Origin of the sequence: Pedobacter sp. (genome assembly GCF_037719805.1) — a bacterium.
In the GTDB taxonomy this organism is placed as follows: Bacteria; Bacteroidota; Bacteroidia; order Sphingobacteriales; family Sphingobacteriaceae; genus Pedobacter.
In genome coordinates this window covers 244,215-265,213 of the sequence record NZ_JBBJLZ010000006.1, presented here as the reverse complement: position 1 = coordinate 265,213, position 20,999 = coordinate 244,215, and the positions used below count along the sequence as shown (strand labels likewise).

General features: G+C 41.0%; 22 protein-coding genes. 16 read left to right on the top strand and 6 right to left on the bottom strand.

Translation table 11 applies throughout. The annotated features are described in order from the left end of the window. Positions 1 to 88: 88 nt before the first annotated feature. Genes WKF66_RS20510 through WKF66_RS20500 form a run of 3 tightly spaced genes read right to left on the bottom strand, consistent with a single transcriptional unit; the run spans position 89 to position 2,467 of the window. A complete protein-coding gene (locus tag WKF66_RS20510) occupies positions 89 to 970 on the bottom strand; it encodes a class I SAM-dependent methyltransferase (protein WP_489676376.1) in 882 nt (293 codons plus the stop codon). A 13-nt stretch (positions 971 to 983) separates the two neighbouring features. After that, complete coding sequence (locus WKF66_RS20505) at positions 984 to 1,736, bottom strand: ABC transporter ATP-binding protein (protein ID WP_489676375.1); 753 nt, start codon at positions 1,734 to 1,736, stop codon at positions 984 to 986. Beyond that, positions 1,733 to 2,467, bottom strand: a complete 735-nt coding sequence (locus WKF66_RS20500) for an MlaE family ABC transporter permease (RefSeq protein WP_489676374.1) — start codon at positions 2,465 to 2,467, stop codon at positions 1,733 to 1,735. The genes WKF66_RS20505 and WKF66_RS20500 overlap by 4 nt, the downstream gene beginning before the upstream one ends. A 156-nt stretch (positions 2,468 to 2,623) precedes the next feature. Between WKF66_RS20500 and WKF66_RS20495 the strand changes: the two genes are divergently transcribed. The 6 genes from WKF66_RS20495 (at position 2,624) to WKF66_RS20470 (ending at position 7,807) form a co-directional block, all read left to right on the top strand. After that, on the top strand, positions 2,624 to 3,313 hold the full coding sequence (locus tag WKF66_RS20495; protein ID WP_489676373.1) for an SDR family oxidoreductase: 690 nt from the start codon (positions 2,624 to 2,626) through the stop codon (positions 3,311 to 3,313). A 14-nt stretch (positions 3,314 to 3,327) separates the two neighbouring features. Next, positions 3,328 to 3,984: a PspC domain-containing protein gene (locus WKF66_RS20490; RefSeq protein WP_489676372.1), complete on the top strand. Its 657-nt coding sequence runs from the start codon at positions 3,328 to 3,330 to the stop codon at positions 3,982 to 3,984. Between the two features lie 2 nt (positions 3,985 to 3,986). Next, positions 3,987 to 4,919: a toast rack family protein gene (locus WKF66_RS20485; protein WP_489676371.1), complete on the top strand. Its 933-nt coding sequence runs from the start codon at positions 3,987 to 3,989 to the stop codon at positions 4,917 to 4,919. Between the two features lie 11 nt (positions 4,920 to 4,930). Then, entirely contained in the window at positions 4,931 to 5,548 is a 618-nt protein-coding gene (locus tag WKF66_RS20480) for an RDD family protein (RefSeq protein ID WP_489676370.1), read from the top strand. A gap of 29 nt (positions 5,549 to 5,577) precedes the next feature. Then, positions 5,578 to 7,527 (top strand): (E)-4-hydroxy-3-methylbut-2-enyl-diphosphate synthase, encoded by a 1,950-nt coding sequence (gene ispG / locus WKF66_RS20475; RefSeq protein ID WP_489676369.1) that lies wholly within the window; start codon positions 5,578 to 5,580, stop codon positions 7,525 to 7,527. Between the two features lie 85 nt (positions 7,528 to 7,612). Further along, on the top strand, positions 7,613 to 7,807 hold the full coding sequence (locus WKF66_RS20470) for a hypothetical protein (protein WP_489676368.1): 195 nt from the start codon (positions 7,613 to 7,615) through the stop codon (positions 7,805 to 7,807). 156 nt (positions 7,808 to 7,963) lie between these two features. Here WKF66_RS20470 and WKF66_RS20465 read toward each other — a convergent pair whose 3' ends face one another. Continuing rightward, the gene (locus tag WKF66_RS20465; RefSeq protein WP_489676367.1) at positions 7,964 to 9,454 is read right to left on the bottom strand and encodes a TlpA family protein disulfide reductase; all 1,491 of its coding nucleotides are present in this window, start codon (positions 9,452 to 9,454) and stop codon (positions 7,964 to 7,966) included. 429 nt (positions 9,455 to 9,883) lie between these two features. Between WKF66_RS20465 and WKF66_RS20460 the strand changes: the two genes are divergently transcribed. Genes WKF66_RS20460 through WKF66_RS20445 form a run of 4 tightly spaced genes read left to right on the top strand, consistent with a single transcriptional unit; the run spans position 9,884 to position 12,772 of the window. Continuing rightward, complete coding sequence (locus WKF66_RS20460; protein WP_489676366.1) at positions 9,884 to 10,711, top strand: ABC transporter ATP-binding protein; 828 nt, start codon at positions 9,884 to 9,886, stop codon at positions 10,709 to 10,711. A 5-nt stretch (positions 10,712 to 10,716) separates the two neighbouring features. Beyond that, a complete protein-coding gene (locus WKF66_RS20455) occupies positions 10,717 to 11,532 on the top strand; it encodes a hypothetical protein (protein ID WP_489676365.1) in 816 nt (271 codons plus the stop codon). Between the two features lie 19 nt (positions 11,533 to 11,551). Then, complete coding sequence (locus WKF66_RS20450; RefSeq protein ID WP_489676364.1) at positions 11,552 to 11,926, top strand: GntR family transcriptional regulator; 375 nt, start codon at positions 11,552 to 11,554, stop codon at positions 11,924 to 11,926. A 3-nt stretch (positions 11,927 to 11,929) separates the two neighbouring features. Beyond that, positions 11,930 to 12,772 carry a GIN domain-containing protein gene (locus WKF66_RS20445; protein WP_489676363.1) on the top strand — a complete coding sequence of 281 codons (843 nt, stop codon included), beginning with the start codon at positions 11,930 to 11,932 and terminating at the stop codon, positions 12,770 to 12,772. 56 nt (positions 12,773 to 12,828) lie between these two features. Here WKF66_RS20445 and WKF66_RS20440 read toward each other — a convergent pair whose 3' ends face one another. Beyond that, entirely contained in the window at positions 12,829 to 13,428 is a 600-nt protein-coding gene (locus WKF66_RS20440; RefSeq protein WP_489676362.1) for an FMN-dependent NADH-azoreductase, read from the bottom strand. Between the two features lie 107 nt (positions 13,429 to 13,535). On the opposite strand from WKF66_RS20440, the gene WKF66_RS20435 reads away from it, so the two are divergent. Continuing rightward, positions 13,536 to 13,895, top strand: coding sequence for a winged helix-turn-helix transcriptional regulator (locus WKF66_RS20435; RefSeq protein ID WP_489676361.1), 360 nt, complete (start codon positions 13,536 to 13,538; stop codon positions 13,893 to 13,895). Here the strand turns inward: WKF66_RS20435 and WKF66_RS20430 are convergent, their stop codons facing one another. Next, on the bottom strand, positions 13,896 to 14,723 hold the full coding sequence (locus WKF66_RS20430; protein WP_489676360.1) for an alpha/beta hydrolase family protein: 828 nt from the start codon (positions 14,721 to 14,723) through the stop codon (positions 13,896 to 13,898). A gap of 188 nt (positions 14,724 to 14,911) precedes the next feature. On the opposite strand from WKF66_RS20430, the gene hemA reads away from it, so the two are divergent. The 5 genes from hemA to WKF66_RS20405 are packed head-to-tail and all read left to right on the top strand — an operon-like array spanning position 14,912 to position 20,998. Next, complete coding sequence (gene hemA / locus WKF66_RS20425) at positions 14,912 to 16,138, top strand: glutamyl-tRNA reductase (protein WP_489676359.1); 1,227 nt, start codon at positions 14,912 to 14,914, stop codon at positions 16,136 to 16,138. A 24-nt stretch (positions 16,139 to 16,162) separates the two neighbouring features. Beyond that, entirely contained in the window at positions 16,163 to 17,743 is a 1,581-nt protein-coding gene (gene hemC, locus WKF66_RS20420) for a hydroxymethylbilane synthase (RefSeq protein ID WP_489676358.1), read from the top strand. Positions 17,744 to 17,751: 8 nt separating this feature from the next. Further along, positions 17,752 to 18,720 (top strand): porphobilinogen synthase, encoded by a 969-nt coding sequence (hemB, locus tag WKF66_RS20415; RefSeq protein ID WP_489676357.1) that lies wholly within the window; start codon positions 17,752 to 17,754, stop codon positions 18,718 to 18,720. A 2-nt stretch (positions 18,721 to 18,722) separates the two neighbouring features. Continuing rightward, a complete protein-coding gene (hemL, locus tag WKF66_RS20410) occupies positions 18,723 to 20,096 on the top strand; it encodes a glutamate-1-semialdehyde 2,1-aminomutase (RefSeq protein ID WP_489676356.1) in 1,374 nt (457 codons plus the stop codon). 35 nt (positions 20,097 to 20,131) lie between these two features. Next, the gene (locus WKF66_RS20405; RefSeq protein WP_489676355.1) at positions 20,132 to 20,998 is read left to right on the top strand and encodes a sensor histidine kinase; all 867 of its coding nucleotides are present in this window, start codon (positions 20,132 to 20,134) and stop codon (positions 20,996 to 20,998) included. The last annotated feature ends 1 nt before the right edge of the window (position 20,999 follow it).

The following is a 20,999-nucleotide window of genomic DNA, read 5'->3' as shown; positions in this document are numbered from 1 at the left end:
TTGAATTTATTTGTGAATGGATCCAGATGCCACTATAGGAGCTACCTGGGGGGCGAATGCAGGCGTAGCTGCTGAAAGTTTTCTCTCTTTAGAATTTATTGAATTTGCCGAAGACTCCCAGCGGCAGTTTAATCCCCGAAGTTGCTTGCAGGTAAAGCTCACCAGTCTCCAGGTTCTGAACTTGTGGGAAAGACGTTTTAATCAGGTTTTCAACGATCACGGAGGAGAAGCCCAGGGAATAAGTGTTGAGAATCAGGAAGTGTTCTTCGTCATCTAAGAGCTGCACCACGTCATGCATCATCTCCTGGATGTGATCTTCCAGTTTCCATTTCTCGCCATTAGGCCCGTGGCCGAAAGCAGGCGGATCAAGTATAATCCCGTTGTATTTCTTGCCTCTTTTAAGCTCTCTCTTGACAAACTTTAGCGCATCTTCTACTACCCATCTAACGTCTTTTAAATTGGATAGTTCCTGATTTTCGTTGGCCCAGTTTACCACTTGCTTAATTGAGTCTACGTGCGTAGTATCTGCACCAGCAGCCTTAGCGATAAGCGAGGCGGCTCCCGTATAAGCGAAAAGGTTAAGTACTTTAGGACTTGAAGTTTTGAATTTCTTTATGGAGGAGGATATATAATCCCAGTTTACGGCTTGCTCCGGAAACACGCCTACATGTTTGAAAGAAGTCAGACCTAACCTTAAGTTAATGGCCACATCGTCATTGCTGTAAGCTATATTCCAACGGTCCGGTAGATGGGCAGAGTTTTTGATCCATTCGCCTGAAGTGGCAGAGCGACCTTTGAATTTGATGTGAGTTTGTTTTTTCCAGTCAATCTCTGAAAGGGTCTTTTTCCATACTGCCTGAGGCTCTGGTCTGGACAAAACAAGATTTCCAAAACGCTCGAGCTTTTCAAAATCCCCACAATCAATCAATTCGTAATCTTTCCAATGCGTGGGTGTTAACAGGCTTATCATAAAGTGTGGTGTATTAAAATTTTCCTTTTGCAGCCTTCATAAAGCGGCTGGCAAAAACGAAGTCGTTTAGTTCTTCAACGTCGGTATGCGCGATTTCCTTATTGGATCCTTCCCAAAATTTCTTGCCTTCATGCAAGAACAGGATATAGTCTCCGATGCCCATCACGGAATTCATATCGTGCGTAACTACAATAGTGGTGGTATTGTATTCTTCGGTAAGTTCTTTAATCAATTCATCAATCACGATAGATGTTTTGGGATCAAGACCAGAGTTGGGCTCATCTACAAACAAATACTTTGGATTCATGGCAATAGCGCGGGCAATACCTACGCGCTTTTTCATACCGCCTGAAAGTTCGGCAGGGTAGAGTTTATTTTTACCTTCCAGGTTTACACGTTCCAGGCAAAAGTTAGCGCGATCCAGTTTTTCGCTTACACTTTGCTGGGTAAACATGTTTAAAGGAAACATGATATTGTCTTCAACCGTCATGGAATCAAACAGAGCAGAACCCTGGAAAAGCATGCCGATCTCTTTTCTGATCTCGATCTTTTCTTCGAAGTCCATGCTGGTAAATTCACGGCCATCGTAGTCTACCATGCCCTTTTCAGGGTGATGGAGTCCTACCATACATTTTAACAGAGTAGATTTACCAGATCCAGATCCACCGATGATCAGGTTAGTTACTCCGGCTTCGAATTTACCGGATATGCCTTTCAGTACTTCATTATCACCAAAGGATTTGCTGATGTCTTGAATCTCGATCATAGTAATAACTGGGTTACGAGGTAATCACAAACAAGGATAGAGATACAGCTTACTACAACCGCCCTGGTACTTGCCTGTGCCACTTCTAATGCGCCTCCCTTTACATAGAAACCTTCGTATGCGGGTACTGAAGTGATGATAAAACCAAAAACAAAAGCTTTGGTTAGTGCTACAACAATAGTATATGGATTAAAATCAGTGGTAATACCTTCAATATATTCTGATGGAGAAACTGCACCTGAAAGTGTACCACCCAAATAACCACCGGTAATGCTTAAGAACATCGACATGATTACCAGTAGTGGTACCATTGTAATGCCAGCAATGATTTTAGGAAGGATCAGGTAACCAGGAGAATTGATACCCATGATTTCCAATGCATCAATCTGTTCACTAACGCGCATGGTGCCTATCTCCGAAGAAATGGCTGAGCCTATTTTACCTGCTAATACAATCGCTGTGATGGTTGGGCTTAGTTCTAATATACTTGAATCTCTGTTTACTGAACCTATGATGGTCTTAGGGATAAAGTCACTAACCAACTGGAAGGCAATCTGAAGGGTCATTACTGCCCCGATAAAAGTGGAAATGATTGCGATCAAACCTAGTGAGCCGACACCGATAAAATCCATTTGGTTAAATATAGCGCGGAGGTAAATTTTAAACTTTTCAGGTCTTCTAAATACTGCTTTTAACAGAAGTAGGTATTTGCCAAAGTTGGTGAAATTCATTCTTGAAAATTTAGCTTTAGGTACTTGAGCAAGATTATTACAAAGAAACAATAAAAACTTGAAATGACCTTATAGACTTTGCTAACAAAACATTGGCTCCAAAGTTTTGGCCTGAGCCCGTTTTTTGTATTATTGTCAACTATATATTTGAAGCATATGAACGCAGTAATTACAGGAGCAACTAAAGGGATTGGTAGGGCTATTGCATTGAAATTAGCAGCCGAAGGTTACAATGTAAGCATCTGTGCCAGGGATGAAAAGTTGCTTATGGACATGAAAGAAGAACTCGAAAATACGGGTGTACAGGCCTATGTATTTAAAGTGGATATCGCGCTAAAAGCGGAGGTCTACCAGTTCTGCGAGGACGTAAGAGCTGTGATGCCAAGGGTTGATGTTTTCGTTAACAACACGGGGGTTTTTCTCACTGGAAGCCTGTTGGATGAGTCCGACGATCAGTTTGAGCAAATGCTGAACGTCAATCTTAATGCTGCCTACTATTGTGGGAAATTTTTTGGTAGAATCATGCGTGAACAACAGTCTGGACACGTTTTTAATATCTGTTCTGTTGCGAGTAAATTAAACGCTGAAAATGCAGGAAGTTATAGTGTAACTAAAGCGGCGTTGTATAGTCTTAATAACGTACTGAGGGATGAGTTATCTAAACACAGCGTAAAGGTCACTGCAGTTTTGCCGGGTTCAACGTTAACATCCTCCTGGGAAGGTACTACTATACCAGAGGGACGTTTTGTAAAACCGGAAGACATTGCAGAGAGTATATGGAGCGTGCTGAACCTAAGCAGTGGTGCAAATGTGGATGAGATTACGATTAAACCGGTACAATTTTAATCAAGGAGGGAATTATGATGGACAAGAGATTATTTAGAAATGAGTACGAAAAGGTGGTTGGAGGAGTATCTTCCGGAATCGCTGAGTACATGGAGGTTGATGTAACAATAGTCAGGTTATTATTTGTGTTGTCAACGATTTTTCTAGTGGGTACAGGGGTGTTGGTTTACATCGTGATGTGGATTGTGGTTCCGGTAAATAATGATCCGGCTAAACACTTTGCAAAATTTAACGAGTACAGCAAAGGCTTTGCGAATCCATTTGAGAGCAAGTCAAATGCTCAGGGCTGGACATCTCCTTCCATGGGCGCCGATCCTTTTAAAATGGGAAGAGATGATGCAGAATTCAGACCAATGAAACGAAGTAGTGAGACTGGCAAGACGGTCGCTGGTTTGGTGTTGCTGGTTATGGGGATTTACTTTTTAATGAATGAATTCAACATTATTCCTTTCTGGTTTAATGTGAGCAAGATGTGGCCGTTGGTGTTTGTTGCGGTTGGGGTGAGCTTTTTACTAAAGGCTAAAAATAAAAACGCCTGGGAAGAGTGGAAAAAGCAGCAGGAGGCGGGTGGCACATTTACAGAGAAGCCTGCAGAGGAACCTGTAGTTCCGGAAACTCCGGTACCTGAAGCACCTAAAGTTGATGACAGATTTACCAAAAAAGATATATAGAGATGAAACTGGATAGAATAATGTGGGGTGTAGTACTGCTTTTTATAGGTAGCGTACTTTTACTGGAAAACTTTGATATTATTGAGTTTTACTGGGGTAGCGTTTGGCGCTTCTGGCCGATCTTTCTGATCATTGCCGGCGTCAATATTCTGTTCTCAAGAAGTAAATCACCAGTTGGTGGATACATTTCCATCGGTGTATTGGTGGTAATGCTTTGCGTTTTATTTTACAGGGGAACCCAGGTACCGCAATCAACGAAAGAGAAAAACTTCAGCATGGATCTTAGCGACGATGACGAAAAGGGAAGCATTAAAGTGCAGTCTTTCGATCTACCTTTTGACGATGCTCCTGGCAAGAAAACGGTTTTAAATATTAGTGGCGGAGGAACATCTTACTCACTAGGTGGGGAGACCGACAGTTTGTTTACGGCGAAAGTTGAAAACAGAGGTGGGTCCTTCTCACTGATGAACAATCTTCAGGATAGCTTAAGAACTGTAACCTTCAAGATGAGCAATAAGAAGAATTGGAACATGGGAGATGGTGGCAATGATGTTAATATCCATTTAAATACTAAGCCACTTTGGGAGATGCACCTGAACATGGGTGCCGGCGAAATAAACTTTGACCTTAGTCCTTACCAGATTCGTGAGTTTAACTTTGATGGTGGTGCTGCCGCATTGGATATTAAGTTTGGTGACCTATTGCCAATTGCTGACGTACGCATTAAAACTGGCGTTGCGGATGTGAAGCTGAACGTACCTACGAACTCGGGCTGCAGAATCACTACTAAAAGCGGTTTGTCATCTAAGGACTTTGAAGGCTTTACCAAACTAAAGAATGGTACCTACGAAACGCCTAATTATAGTACTTCCACTAAAAAGATATTCATCAGTTTAAACGGTGGATTAAGTAACTTTGAAGTGAAGAGATACTAGTAAAAGAAGGAATGCAAGATAATGATGTTGACTATACTGTTGTAATAAACGGAAAGCCGGAAGGGCCATTTAAACTAGCAGCGTTAAAAGAATTGAAGATCCGTACCTCTACTTTCATCAGAAAGCCTGGGATGGATGACTATAAAGAAGCTCATGAGTTCGCTGAACTGCGTGAGCTTCTTGGTTTTACTTACCAGCAGACGGCGCCACAATATTTCGCTTCTTTTGATCAACGGTTGCTTGCTTCTGTCATAGACTATTTTTTTCTAACTACCGGATATGTCCTTCTTGTGCTCGTTTCCTTCGTCTTTGTGGAGGAAAAAGCTCAGCGTATTGGACTCGCTCTAGCGGGAATCCCTTTGATACCATTAGCGAAGTTCATTTATAGCAGCGTTGCGGAAGCTTCAGAAAAGCAGGCTACCTGGGGAAAGCAGCTAATGAACATCAAAGTGACTGATCTGATGGGAAATCGGATTCAACAAGACGTTTCCTTTGGACGCAATGCTGCGAAGGCTTTGTCTGTGGCTCCTGTATTCTTCGGTTATCTGTATAGTTTTCTCAATAAAAAGCAACAATGCTTTCACGATCTAATTGCAAACACCCTGGTGATAAAGGATAGATTGATATAATCTATATCTTTGCGCCACATCAGCACGTAATGGAAGGATACAGCAACAGTCTAACTAGTTATTCAAGGTTCTTAACAAGAGAAGTTCAAATTGGTGATATCCCAATGGGAGGTTTAAATCCTATTAGGATACAGTCGATGACTACGACAGATACTATGGATACTATTAGAACGGTAGAGCAGACCATTAGAATGGTTGAATCTGGCTGTGAGTACGTCCGCATCACTGCACCTAGTGTAAAAGAAGCAGAGAACTTAGCGAATATCAAAAAAGAACTTCGGTATCGTGGATATAATGTTCCATTGGTTGCCGATATTCACTTCACACCAAATGCGGCGGAGTCTGCTGCAAGGATCGTTGAAAAGGTGCGTGTCAATCCAGGAAACTACGCTGATAAAAAACGTTTTGAGAACATTGAATATACGCAGGCTGCTTATCAGGCAGAACTGGACCGCATCTATAAAAAATTTACACCGCTGGTAAAGATCTGTAAAGAGTATGGTACCGCTATGCGGATTGGTACGAACCACGGTTCATTGTCGGACCGGATCATGAGTCATTACGGTGATACCCCAAGGGGAATGGTAGAGTCAGCCATGGAGTTCATCCGCATGTGCGAGGATTTGAACTACTATAACCTGGTTATTTCTATGAAAGCGAGCAATACGCAGGTGATGGTTCAGGCTTACCGCTTGCTGGTGGAGACGATGGTGAAAGAAGGGATGAACTATCCTTTACATTTAGGTGTGACTGAAGCGGGGGATGGTGAAGACGGGCGGATAAAATCTGCAGTGGGTATTGGTACCTTGTTGGAAGACGGTCTGGGCGACACGATTCGTGTTTCGTTAACTGAAGATCCTGAGTTTGAAGCTCCGGTAGCGAAAGCCATGGCGTTGAGGTATGAACAACGTGCGATGGCTTTAGCCGTTTCGGCAGCCACTAACGTGGAATCCATAAAAGTGCTCGATTTGCCTTATGATCCATATACCTATGCAAGAAGGCAGACGGTTCCTGTAAGTCATATAGGAGGACATCACCCTCCTATAGTCATGCTCGATGTTTCTACCGAAAACTTAAAAGACCCTTACTTTCTGGGTTCTGTTGGATATAAGTATAGTGCCGGGCTTGATAAATATCACCTAGCGGATCAGGCGTGTGATCTGGTTTATCTCGGAGACTATTTACCTTCATTCTCTTTTCCAGGTAACTTAAAACAGATCTATAATGCAGGTGCCTGGGCAGGGCTGACAGATAAGAACAACTGTCACCCTATGTTTTCTTTTGCTCAATACCTGGTTGCAGGCCTTAAAGACGAGCATTTAAATCTGGTGAGGATCAATACCTCTGAGCTGGCAGATATTGACTTTTCTATGTTGGATGCGTCTGTTGTCATCGTTTTGGAAACTGATGCGATCCATGGTATGGCTGCACAACGAGCCTTCTTTGTTGCGTTGCTTAAAAGCGGGGTTACTATTCCTGTAATCATCAAAAAAACTTACGAGGGCGCTGGTGCAGATGACTTAATGCTGTACTCAGCAACCGATATCGGTGCATTATTTACTGATGGTTTTGGTGATGGGATATGGATTAAAGCAGATCCCGCTGTAGGATTAGCGTTGGTCAATTCTACAAGCTTCGGAATCTTACAAGCTACACGCACCAGGATCTCAAAAACGGAATATATCTCTTGTCCGAGTTGCGGTCGTACCCTTTTCGATCTTCAGGAAACCACCCAATTGATACGTGCAAGAACGGATCATTTGAAAGGACTTAAGATCGGGATCATGGGCTGTATTGTAAACGGACCCGGGGAGATGGCTGATGCCGACTATGGATATGTAGGAACAGGCCCTGATAAAATTACGTTATACCGCGGTAAGGAGGTCGTTAAAAAGAACGTGAATTCTGCACGTGCCCTTGATGATTTAATTGATCTGATCAAAGAAGACGGCAACTGGATTGAAGTGAGTATAGCTTAGTACTATATAGTATGGCTTAGTGCCACATAGAGTTTTCCTCAAACTACTCAGCCTATCATTTGTTAATCTTTTAAACGATAAGCATATGGAAACTAACAAGAAAGATCCCTTTCAACCTCAAGGTCCCCGGGACGGATTAGATAATACAGGAACTCAAGGTAAAGATTCGTTAAAAGATGACGGTTATGTTGGCTCGACTAAGAAAGAGACTGAAGATACGCATGAAGATGGTACCGGTAGTTCTTCGGAAGACTTCGATAATAGGCCAATAGATAAGTAAGAAAATAAAGGTTGTTAAATTTTGGTGACTTAATAATGCCGGGGTGCTCTAATTGCACATGCTGGCCTCATTTGGAGCATAACAAGTGAGATAGAGAAGAACATATTCTCAATAAATTGTGGATTAGTGGTAAAATGGGCGGTGAGACCACGAGGTTTATAGATATTGATCAATTAAAGTCGTCAACTTTACGTTACTGGGTCTCGGTGCATCATCGTTCAGCATTTTTCCACTCTTGTCCAACAACATATATCTCGGGATGGATTGAACCCGATATTGTTTCATAAATGTAGAACTGCTAGAATTCAATAACAAGAAATCATTAGCGCCATTGAGCTTTTCTGCATTGGCGGCTTTTTTCCAATCGGATATTTCGCTATCTGTTGATATGGTCACGAAAACGATGTTTTCGCTTTTATACTTTTCTTTCAGTTGCTCAGTAAATGGGATTTCCTGTATGCATGGCGCACACCAGCTTGCCCATAAATCTATCAATACTAAATTACCCTGATATTTTTGAAGCACGATTCCTATATCCTGAACAGTTCTTCCATTAACAGAAAGCAAATTATCTTCACCTTGTTTGAATTTGGCCTTCAACATTTTGTCGGCCAGAACTGCATCAACCAGCTTTACATAATTTTTATTGGTACAGTACTTATGGAATTTTTCTAGGTAAGCATTCGATATGTTGATGTTGTTTTTACTGGCTATGTTTATGGTTTGCGATAGGAAGAAGTTCCTGTGGTTGCCAGTTAGTGTAGTTGTAACATAATCAAATCTACCTGGGAATATTTTAGCATTCATCTGCATACCATCGTGAGGGTTGGTACCCGTTATCATAGCTAGCGCATGTTTTGATGCCTGAATAAACATGGGATAGGGTTGGAACCCAATTTTCTCAAGGCTTGTGATTTTTGCTTTTGCAAAGGGTACATATAAATTCAACCCTTTGAGCAAATCCTTGTTGTTGTGGTAAAGCAATAGAGAGTCATCAATAGCTGTACTCTTAATACAATTCACAGCTATTTTGACGAAGTCATCGTTTAACGGATAGTTCTTTTGATAGCTGTCTAAAAACCTGATTCTATTTTGTTTAATACTATCAATGGTATACTCAAGACTGTGAATCTGGTTTAAACCCTGCACTCTTCTTTGATAGGCCATTGGAGCAAAAAAATAGTACAGGTTTCCGGTTCGCTGCACCAGTTGCCTAAAAAAGTTTAACTCATTATTGCGAATCGCATTACCGGGAATGTACATCTGCATGGTATCAGTTTTGGCATACCGGATTCTTATTGAATCACCTGGATACACCAAGAATGGTGTTTGTGTATCATTAGGTTGAATTAAGATCACCGGCTCATTAACAGATTTCTTAAAGCTCTGTGATGTAATATCATAATTTTTTCCCCAAGCCAGTGAATCGAGTGAGTACAACCTAATAGTCTGAAAATTGCCGTTGAGTATATTCGGATCATCAATAGTAAATCTAACAAAACCGTTTGTATGGTTTTGTTTAGGTTTTTGAGATGCCTTGAATTTATTTGCATTATTTGATTCGATTATGGATTTTTTATTCGATAAGAAGAATATGGCGGCCGCTATTAAGAGCGCCGTGAGAGTGAAAACTAAGATTTTTTTCATGTTATACTAGATAGTTGAAGCTTTGGGCAAGTTCTTCAAACATGAACAACTTTCCATCGACATTATATTTGGTTATTATCAATTAAATATATTAAAATATTTTTAATTGATAATAACTCTTACTTGGTCTATTAGCTATAATGTATTAATAACTACTGATTCTCTACTTCTCCACTAGGCCACCTAAAAACCCATAAAACCAACACATATTTTAAGCTTCTGCTTAACACTAATTAAGTAGGATCTTATAATGAGTATTATCTTAACGAATTATCCTTTTCTACTCATGGAACTGTTATGCCCAATTGTGTGGAAAGTATAGATAAATCATCGTCCGGAGCAAATATATTTTAGAATGGTGTTAAAATAATTTGGTGGTTTCAACAATCAATTATACATTAGTGTATTATTTAACTAATACAGTAAACTATGATTGAAATTAACGACTTGAACTTTGGCTACAGTAAGCAGAAACTCCTGTTCAAAAACTTGAGCATGCAGTTGCAAGCTGGCCACATTTATGGATTACTCGGAAAGAATGGTGCGGGTAAGTCCAGTTTATTAAAAAATTTAGCGGGCCTCGTCTATGCAGACAGTGGAAAGATTAGCGTCATGGGGCATGATCCTGCTAAGCGCCAACCTTCGTTATTGAGACAGATCTGTTTCATCCCTGAAGAATTTTATCTTCCGGCTGTGAAAATTGATGCCTATGTAAAGGCTAATTCTCCTTTCTATCCAGACTTTGACCACAACTACTTTAATGAACTTCTTACAGAATTCGATATCCCAGTAGGGCAGAAGCTTATCAACATGTCTTATGGCCAGAAAAAGAAGCTGATCATTGCTTTTGGTTTAGCTACTCAGGCGAAGCTTATTATTATGGACGAGCCAACAAATGGTTTAGATATCCCTTCAAAGGCTCAGTTTCGCAAGATTATGGCTGCGGCATTAACAGACGACCGTTGTATTATAATTTCTACCCACCAGGTAAGGGATCTTGACAACTTGATCGATACAGTCATTATGCTTGATGAAAGCAGTGTTGCGCTTAAAGCTTCGGTTGAAGAGATCACGCACAAGCTTTGTTTCAAGCGGATCAATGAGATGAACGACACCGTAATCTATGCCGAGCCATCATTGTCGGGCTTTAATGCGGTGATACCTAATTACCATGATGAGGACAGCAAGCTTGATATAGAACTTCTATTCAATGCAATGCTTGCTGAGAAAACTAAACTAAAAACTGTATTTAATTAAGGAATATGAATAATACGTTTGATATAAATCGATTCGGACTGCTGTTAAGAAGGCAGTGGTTGGAATTTGGAAAGATCTATTTAATAACACTTGGTGTGGCATTTGGAGTGATCGTATGTTTTTACCTGTTTTGCTTGTGGCCAATATTCGCCTACGGTCACGATACAGGGTCAAGACTTTCTTTTAGAGAACCCTTGTTTGTAATTTTTGGTTTACTGTTTATTACTGTTGTTGCTAGTAACTACTTTGCGCATTTAGGTCAGAAATCTAGAACGATAATTGACTTGCTAGTCCCCTCATCGACGTTTGAAAAGATGGTTGCAGCGATCTTGTTTTCAGTTATAATTGTCACCCTAAGTTTTATTGTGATATTCTTTTTAACAGACCTTGCATTCGTAACAAAGTTGAGATCCCTTGGTGAATTGAAGTCGGCGGTAACAATAGACAATGTTCCTAGAGTTGATTATAAGGTTGTTGAGTTCGCGTATCTTTTTCGCTCATGGGAAGGCTTTAAATATGCGCCTTTTTATTTTGCTCCTATACTGACTAGCAGTATTTTCTTGTTGGGCTCCGTGTACTTTAACAAATTTAACTATATCAAGACTGCCATCTCCCTGATGCTTTTTTCAGGAGTAGCAGGATATATATTTGGGAAAAGCAGTGAGTTTCTAACGCGTGACCGAATTCCAACTGACCCGAATGGATTTATCATAGGCAGAGAGGCAGGGCTCATCGAATATTTACTTTTATCTGTTTTTATGCTGCTTACGATAATATTCTGGGTCATTACTTACGTGCGTCTCAAAGAGAAAGAGGTTTAAACTATTAATTGGTATCGAAATGGAATTTAGAGACAATAAGGCAATATACCTTCAGATAGCGGAATACGTCTGTGAACACATCCTACTGGGTAAATGGAAGAAAGAAGAAAAAGTCCCGTCTGTTCGGGAACTTGCAGTAGCATTGGAAGTTAACCCGAACACAGTGATGCGTACCTACGAACTTTTACAAAATAAGAATATCATAAATAATAAACGGGGCATTGGCTTTTTTGTGGCGGAAGATGCTGAAAGCCAGGTCAAAGCATATAGACGACTGCAGTTCATGGAGGATGATCTGCCGGGGCTCTTTAGGAACATCTATCTGTTAAATATAAGCTTCGACGAGCTGGAGAACCGGTATAAATCGTTTGTTAGTGACACTTTTAAATCTTAAGAAATGAAAACAAGTAATAAATTATTAATCGCATTTGCAGCAGCATTGATACTTATCCCTATCCTCTGCATTGCCTATGTTTCCAGGGTATATTATGAGAAAGGAGATTATGCATCCAAAATGGGTGATATGGATACTTACGGTCCGAAACCTAAGTTAGCCATTGCATTTTCTGGAACTGGTTCCGCTAAGACCATTAACATTCAGGGTGAAAGTAAAATCCACCTGGCTGTTACTGTTATCAAAGGCACTAAGGTAGGGCTGGAGGTTTCGGAGAATCTTAAGGGTTTGGTAACTGTTCAATTTGCCGCCAATGGCGACTTGCAGATTAACGTTAAAGGTGATCCCGGACATCAGGAGAATTTCGGAAGAATTGCGATATCGGCTCCTGAGGTTAAGAACATAAATGTAGCAGGTAGTAGAGGAATAAGTTTAGTAGCTGAAATGGATTCTCTGAACCTAAACCTCGTTGACGCAGAGCTGGCTCAATTTAATGCAGATACGAAAGTTAAACATCTGAATGTTGATACCAGGAACGTTCGCGAAATCACTTGCAATGAAACACAGTCGATTTCTGCACTTTTCAACTTGAATAATACGAGCTTCAAAAGCGATCGTGGATCGTTCGACGACTTGACAATTAATTCGGCGGGAAATTCTAGTATGGAGCTAAACGGGGGAGATCAGGCGAAGACAATTAATAATCTACGTATTAATACGCTTGGTAAATCTGATGTGAAGTTACTGAACATGATCATAAACCAATGCTCTGGTAAATTCTCGGACTCTACAACTGTGCAGATGCCTGCTGTAAATATCAACCAGATGTATAAAGTTAAGAAATAGCTGCTGCAACTTTTGAAAGCGGCATTGCTCCTGGAGATGAGCAATGCCGCTTTTGTTTATATCGTTGTGCTGTTGATTGCATTTTCCAAAGCATTCTCTTGAATTCCGGGGATAGATAATCCTTCCACTCTAAAGACTGTAATGTCTGTCATCCCTAAAAAGCCAAGGATTGTCCGCATATAGGGCTCCACAAAGTCCATTGCTTTCATCGGCCCTTCGGAGTAAACGCCACCGGAGGATATTGCCAGGTAAACTTTTTTGTTTTTGATCAGGCCCTGCGGACCATTTTCATCATACTTAAAGGTTATCCCGGCACGGGTGATGTGATCTACCCAGGCTTTTAAGACGGAGTGAATGGAAAAGTTATACAGTGGTGCCCCAATCACGATCACATCGGCATCAAGGATTTCCTGGATTGACTCATCAGAATGCTTAATTGCTTCCACGTTCTCGGGCGTTCTACTTTCTTCTGGTGTGAAAAATGAAGCGATGTGCGCTTCTTCCAGGTGTGGGAAGTTCTTTTTCAATAGGTCGGTGACTGCTACGGTACTGTCTGGATATGCCGCCTGAAGCTTTTCGACAATTGCATTTCCTAATTTAATGCTCATGGATGCTGCTCCCCTCGGGCTTGAGATAATGTGAAGAATCTTTTTCATTGTTATGATTTTTGCTTCAAACTTATCTACATTTGGTTATGAAAGGTTAGTAGTATACAAAAGGTTAGTGCTAACCTTTGCGTTAGTAACTTGATTATTAGTAAGTTATGGAAAAGGATAATCTTCAGACATCGAGTGAATGCAATGCGGTGCTGACACCAGTTGGCGATGCATTGTACGTGATAGGTGGAAAATGGAAGCTTCGTGTCATCGCTGCGTTAAAAGAGGGTAGCTTGCGATTTAATGAAATACAGCGTGTTGTTAATGGTATCTCCGCAAGGGTCTTATCTGCCGAGCTAAAGGAATTGGAGCTTAATGGTTTTCTAAAACGCACTGTGCACAGTACCAAAATGCCAGTTGTAGTGGAGTATGAACTTACGCCATACTCCGACTCTTTGACTGACGTTTTACATGCACTTGCAGCATGGGGAACACTTCACCGGAATAAACTAAAACAGGAACGGTAACTATTTGCTTGCTTTTAGAAAAGCCAGTGTCTTGTCCGCCACCTGCTGCAAATGATCGGGCAGTGTTTGTGCGGTATAGGGGTGTGAAGCTCCATAGACATGGTTCGCGCCTTCAATCTTCTGAATTTGTGCTTTCAATTGATTTTGAGCAAGCGTTTGCGCAACGCTGAAGTCTACGTTGACATCATTATCGCCATGAAGAATCAGCCAGGGCACGTCAATCTTTTTAGCCGCATTTAAGATGTTGTATTGCTCTCTATGCTCAGAAAAATCTTCTAATAAGGATTTATTTAGTGGCATTTTCTCTTTGGTTCTCGCATTTACTACGAAGATTGTTCCCTCGGTTAGCCAAGCTTCCTCTTGCTCTTTCTTCCATAGACTGGCGAAATCCGAAATAGAAGACCAGGTGATCAGGTTGCTGATGCGTTCATCTTTTGCGGTTTGTAAAATAGCCAACCCACCGCCTCTGCTGTGGCCAATTAACGTTAAAGGAGAGCCAGGGAATTTTTCAATAGTGAAATCTACTACTTGCTGGATGTCGTACAATTCTTTGCTAACTGTGTTATTTGCAAAGCTATCGAGATCAGAAACATCGTTTGGGTTTTCTTTAGTTACCCCGCTATGGGAAAGGTTGAATTTGAGATATCGGAAGCTATTGCCCGCAAAAAAACCTGCCATTACGTTGTGTGCTCCCCAGTCTTTAAATCCTTTAAAGCCGTGGATAAATATAATTGTGGGTAGTTCAGATCCGCTGTCATTATAGGTGTAGTCGCCATATATTAACTTTCCGTCTGCACCAGTTAATTCAAATTCTTCTTTACGTATCATGTATCATTCAGTTGGATCAGCAATATAACAAATTCCGCTGAGCCTTGTTTAGTGGCGTATTAAGCCAAATAACGCTATAGTGTCTCTATTTAAAGTCTTTCTAAATAGCTCTTAATTACAGCCTAATGACAGTGAAACAACGTTGTGTTGTTACTTTTGTTACGCTAAAAATAAATAGGCGGTAACAATTGGAATATTTAAAGATCATTGCTTTCACCCACAAACAGATTGACCTAAAGGCTTTAGGTAAATTGGTAATATGTGATGAAACACTTGACGACAGATTAAGAAATATTCAGTCCGAACTGGGTGTAAAGGAAATATTCTATGTAGGAACCTGCAATCGTGTCGAGTTTGTTTTTACCTGCACTAGTGAAATCAACAAAGAATTTATTCGTCGTTTCCTGACGGTGCTCAATATGGGTTTACCTGAGGAGTATATGGACCAGTTTATTTCCAATGTTTCTGTTTATGAGCAGGTTGAAGCCTTTAATCACTTACTCCGTACATCTTGCTCATTAGAAAGTTTAGTTGTCGGAGAGAAAGAGATTTTAGCCCAACTACGTAAAGCTTATGAAGCTTGTCGGGTTGCCGGTTTCACTGGGGATTACATGAGAATGATCATGAACAGGGTGGTTAAAACCGCTAAGGAGGTTTATACACATACCAATATTTCAAAAAACCCGGTGTCTATTGTTTCATTGGCTTATCGGAAGCTTCGCGATCTGAAGATGTGTGCAAATTCCAGATTGCTGATCATAGGTGCAGGAGAGACTAACCGGAACATCGCGCAATACCTTAAAAAGCATAAATACTCGAACTTTTCTATATTCAACCGGTCTCCGGAAAATGCAGAACATTTGGCAAGAGAGCTTAACGGTATCGCATATCCCTTAACAGAGCTAGCGAATTTTACCGGAGGGTTTGATGTGATCATCACTTGTACCGGCTCTACTGAACCGATTATTACAGAAGAGATTTATAAAAAATTACTGAACGGAGATACAGAGAAAAAGGTGATTGTTGATTTGGCAATTCCAAATGATACTGCTCCTGAGATCCTCAAGAACTTCCCAGTTCACTACATAGAGGTAGAATCTCTAAAAGAAATTGCCCGTAAAAACATCCAGGAACGTTACGACGAGCTGGTGAATGCGGAGCACATCATTGAGGAGAATATCAAAGACTTTGAGTTGGTTTTACGCCAGCGTAAGATCGAGATTGCCATGAGTGGCGTTCCTCAAAAGATTAAGGAAATTAAGCATACTGCTATCAATGCCATCTTTGCCGATGAAATTAATGGAATGGACGAGAGTTCGAGACTGATCCTTGAACGTGTAATGAATTACATGGAAAAGAAATGCATCAGCGTTCCAATGGTAATGGCCAAAGAGATATTGGTAAAGAATAGCTAAATTTGCGGAAAAACTAGCATCAGCGTGAAAAGACTTACTATTGGTACAAGAGGCAGCGACCTGGCTTTATGGCAAGCCAACTTTATTAAGGATAAACTTGCAGGCATTGGCGTCGAAGCCGATCTAAAAATCATTAAGACTCAGGGCGACAAGATCTTAAATCTCCGGTTAGACAAGTTGGAGGGTAAGGGATTCTTTACTAAAGAGCTGGAAGAGGAGTTGTTAGGTGCAACGATTGATATCGCTGTTCATTCTCATAAAGACCTGCCTACCGTACATCCTGCCGGCTTAACCATTGCTGCGGTTACCGAAAGAGAAGATGCTTCTGAACTTTTACTAATCCTTAAGGACTGTGTAGATGTGACAAAAAAACTGTCGCTAAAACATGGTGCAATGGTAGGAACATCATCTAACCGTCGTGCTGCACAACTTTTGGCATTAAGGCCTGACCTTAGTATTGAGGATCTTCGCGGTAATGTACCTACCCGGATTGGTAAGCTTCGGGATGAGAATTATGATGCCATTATGATAGCTAAGGCTGGCGTAAACAGGCTAAATATTGATCTTTCTGAATTTCATGTTGAGGTGATTGATACTACGGTATTGGTGCCTGCACCCGCTCAGGGTGCCCTCGCAATACAGATAAGAGACAGCGACCATGAGTTGTTTGAGCTTTTACAGCAGATAAATCATACTGAGACAGTAGAACAAATTGCAGTAGAACGCAAAGTATTGAACCTTTTTGAAGGTGGCTGTCATATGCCTTTAGGATGCTATTGTAAGAAGGAAAACGGTCAATATGAAGTCTGGACTTCCAAAGCAGATACTGCTGAGGATTTTCCTGACCGCTTGTTCTTCAGGGTTCCTACGCTGGATGGACTTGCTGAACGTATCGTTGCCAAATTTGCAAAGGATAAGAAGCGTCCATCAAAAGTGTTCATATCCAGAGAAATCGGGGAGCATAGCTATTTTAGAAAAGCATTAGAAAAGAATAATATTGAGATAGAAGGAAGATCATTGATCAGAACATTTCCGATTGTGAATGTTCTTGATCCGTTCTACCTGAAAAATATAGACTGGATCTTCTTCAGCAGCAGAAATGCGGTGGAGTACTTCTTTAAGCTGAAACCTACTTTGTCCAAAAAGATGAAGTTTGGCGTAGTTGGAAGAGGTAGCGAAGATGCTTTGAGAAAGTATGGTGAACTGGCGGATTACGTTGGGGAAAGTGGAGATATTAAAGAAGTTGCTGATGATTTTGCTGCTTTAGTAGGAGGTCGGACGGTTCTTTTTCCAAGGGCTTTGGATTCATTGCTAAGCATTCAGAAATCTTTGAAAGCAGACACTAAAATCGTGGATTTACCGATCTATGAGACTGTTGTAGAGGAGGATATAGACCGGACTTCGGCTGATGTTCTTATTTTCACCAGCCCGAGTAATGTTGATGCCTATTTTGCAAATAACCTTTTGGACCCCGGTCAGCAGGTAATTGCTATCGGCAATTCAACAGGTAAGAAGTTTGATGAGATGGGTGTGACCTACACTTTGCCTTACTCACCGGATGAGATAGGCCTTTCCGAAGCCGTATTCGGTATTGATATTAAATAGAGAGAGATATGTTGCAGAGACCGCGAAGATTAAGAAAGAACCCTTTAGTAAGAGAAATGGTTGCAGAAACCAGGCTTTCTAAGGACATGTTCATTTACCCCTATTTTGTAGTTCCAGGAAACAATGTAGTGCATGCTATCGATGCAATGCCTGGAATCAATCATTATTCTGAAGATACCTTATTAAAAGATGTAGAAAAGGGATTGCAGTTGGGTGTAAATAAGATCATGCTTTTCGGCGTAGGAGATGAAAAGAGTGAGAATGCAGCTTCGGCTTATCACGATCATTCCCTTGTACCTTCTGCAGTACGTTTATTGAAAAAGAACTTCGGCGATGATCTTTATGTAGTGACAGATGTCTGTGTGTGTTCATACACGACCCATGGTCACTGTGGTATACTGGAAAATGATTACGTGCAAAACGATGCAACGGTAGAAGTAATTGCCAGGATGGGACTTACCCATGCACAGGCAGGTGCCGATATGCTTGCTCCCTCAGATATGATGGATGGCAGGGTTGGGTCAATGAGAAGTGTATTAGATGGTGCTGGGTTTGTAAATACAGCAATCATGTCTCATGCTACGAAATTTGCTTCAGCTTATTATGGTCCTTTTAGAGAGGCGGCAGATTGTGCACCGAGCAAGGGTGATCGTAAGGCTTATCAGATGGATTTCAGGAATCCAAATGAAGCACTTAGGGAGGCATTACTTGATGAAGCCGAGGGTGCAGATGTGCTGATGGTTAAGCCGGCATTGGCTTATCTGGATGTGATACATAAATTAAAACAGGAAACTGATCTGCCTATCGCATGTTATAATGTATCAGGAGAGTACTCCATGATAAAAGCGGCGGCAGAGAAAGGCTGGATTGACGAACAAAAAGTGGTAATGGAGACTATGCATGCGTTTGCAAGGGCTGGAGCTAGTATCATCACGACTTACCATATCAGGGATATCGTAGAAAACAATTGGATGTAATTATGTTAGAGTCTTTAAAGAAAATGTTTTCGGGCAATGAGGGAGATGTTCCTGTAAATACTGGAAGCAAGCCTGATATTTCACGAGAGAAGTCTGCCGAGTTATATGTAAAAGCAAAGAAATACTTTCCAGGTGGGGTTAACTCACCAGTGAGGGCTTTTAAGTCGGTCTATGGTACCCCATTGTTTATCCAAAAAGGTGATGGTTGTTATGTATGGGATGCAGATGGGAATCAGTTTATCGATTTTTGCGGCAGCTGGGGACCTTTGATACTTGGTCACAATAACGCGAAGGTTCGCGAAAAGGTAATTGAAGTTATGCAAAATGGGATGAGCTTCGGCGCACCTACAGCCTTGGAGAATGAACTAGCTGAGTTGATCATCAGCAACAATAAATTTGTAGAGAAGATTCGTTTTACGAGCTCTGGAACCGAGGCAGTGATGTCTGCCATTAGACTGGCACGTGGCTTCACAGGCAGAGATAAGATCATTAAATTTGAAGGATGCTACCATGGTCATAGTGATTCTTTGCTGGTTAAAGCAGGATCTGGGTTGGTCACTTTTGGAGAAACCTCTTCTGCAGGTGTTCCAAAATCTTTCGCAGATGAAACGATTGTTATCCCCTTAAATGATACCTCGGCAATTGAGCAAGCATTTGCGCAATTTAAAGAGCAGGTTGCCGCCGTGATTATTGAAGGCATTCCTGCTAACAATGGTTTGCTTATGCAAGATGTGGACTTTATTAAGTTTTTGGAGAAAATCTGTAAAGACAACCAGGCGCTATTGATTTTTGATGAGGTGATCACAGGATTCAGGTTAGGTTTTGAAGGGGCAGCAGGACATTATGGCATTAAGCCTGACATAGTAACTTACGGCAAAATAATAGGTGGTGGATTGCCGGTTGGGATGTATGGTGCATCTGCAGAAATCATGGGCCATATCTCTCCTGATGGTAGCGTTTATCAGGCAGGTACTTTGTCGGGAAACCCAGTTGCGATGGCTGCTGGAATTGCGCAACTTACAGAGCTTTTAAAGTCTGGGTTTTACAAAGACCTGAATGCTAAAGCGACGGAATTTGCAGAGAGCATTCAGCGTTTTGCAACAGCGAGAAGCTATAAATTAAAGGTATTTCATGTTGGATCTATTTTCTGGATAGCATTTACCAATAAAGAAAAAATTCAGTGTGCGGAAGATATTGATCCGGCGAGCATGGAGAAGTTTAAGATCATGCACAGAGAACTGCTAAATAGAGGGATCTATTTAGGTCCGTCTGGCTACGAAGTTGGCTTTGTTTCTGCGGCACACACCAAGATAGAATTGGAAAAGGCTAAAAGAGCAATTTTCGAGAGTCTGGATGTGGTTTTCAGGACTAAGTAAATAATAGGTATATTTAAATTGTAAAAGCTTATCCCTTGAAGAAATCAATCATTATTTTTTACTTTCTGCTATTGTATTCTGTGGTACAACTAATCTCCTGGGGAACGCTGGTTGTGAAGTTACAGCCCTCAAGAATGGCGATGGTAATGGGAGAGGGCTCTGTTTTCTTGTTTCTATTAGGTATAGGCGCTTATTTTTTGCACAGATCTATTAAAAAAGAAGATAAGCTGCGGGAGCAGCAACAGAACTTTTTATTGTCTGTGACTCATGAGCTAAAATCGCCTCTGGCGGCGATCAAACTGTCTTTGCAAACGATCGTTAAACGCGATTTAGATAAAGCCAGACAAACGTCTTTATTAAGCAACTCCTTAAAAGATATTGACCGACTGGATGATTTGGTTGAGAATATGTTGTTGGCTACAAAGATTGAGAACAGGTCTTACTCTTTTCCGAAGGAGGAATTTGACTTCTCGGAAATGGTAGTTAAAATTACGGACAGACTTCAGATTCATTCTTGTGGGTGTGAGCAAGTCATAAATCCAACTATACAACCTGGAATAAAGATTACCGGTGATCCATTTACACTGGCATCAGTAGTTACTAATCTGGTTGAAAATGCAGTAAAATATTCTGGCCCCTGTGCAGAAGTTAGTGTGGAATTGAAGAACAAAGATGGCCATCCTTTTTTAACAGTATCCGACAAAGGTCCAGGGATTCCTGACGAAGAAAAGATGCTTATCTTCGATAAGTTTTACCGGGTGGGTGACGAAAATGTCAGGAAATCTAAGGGAACTGGTTTAGGCCTGTTTATTGTTAAAGAAGTATTACAAAAACATGATGCTGATATCAGTGTTAGAGACAATGTACCTCAGGGTGCTATTTTTGAAATTACATTTAGCTAAT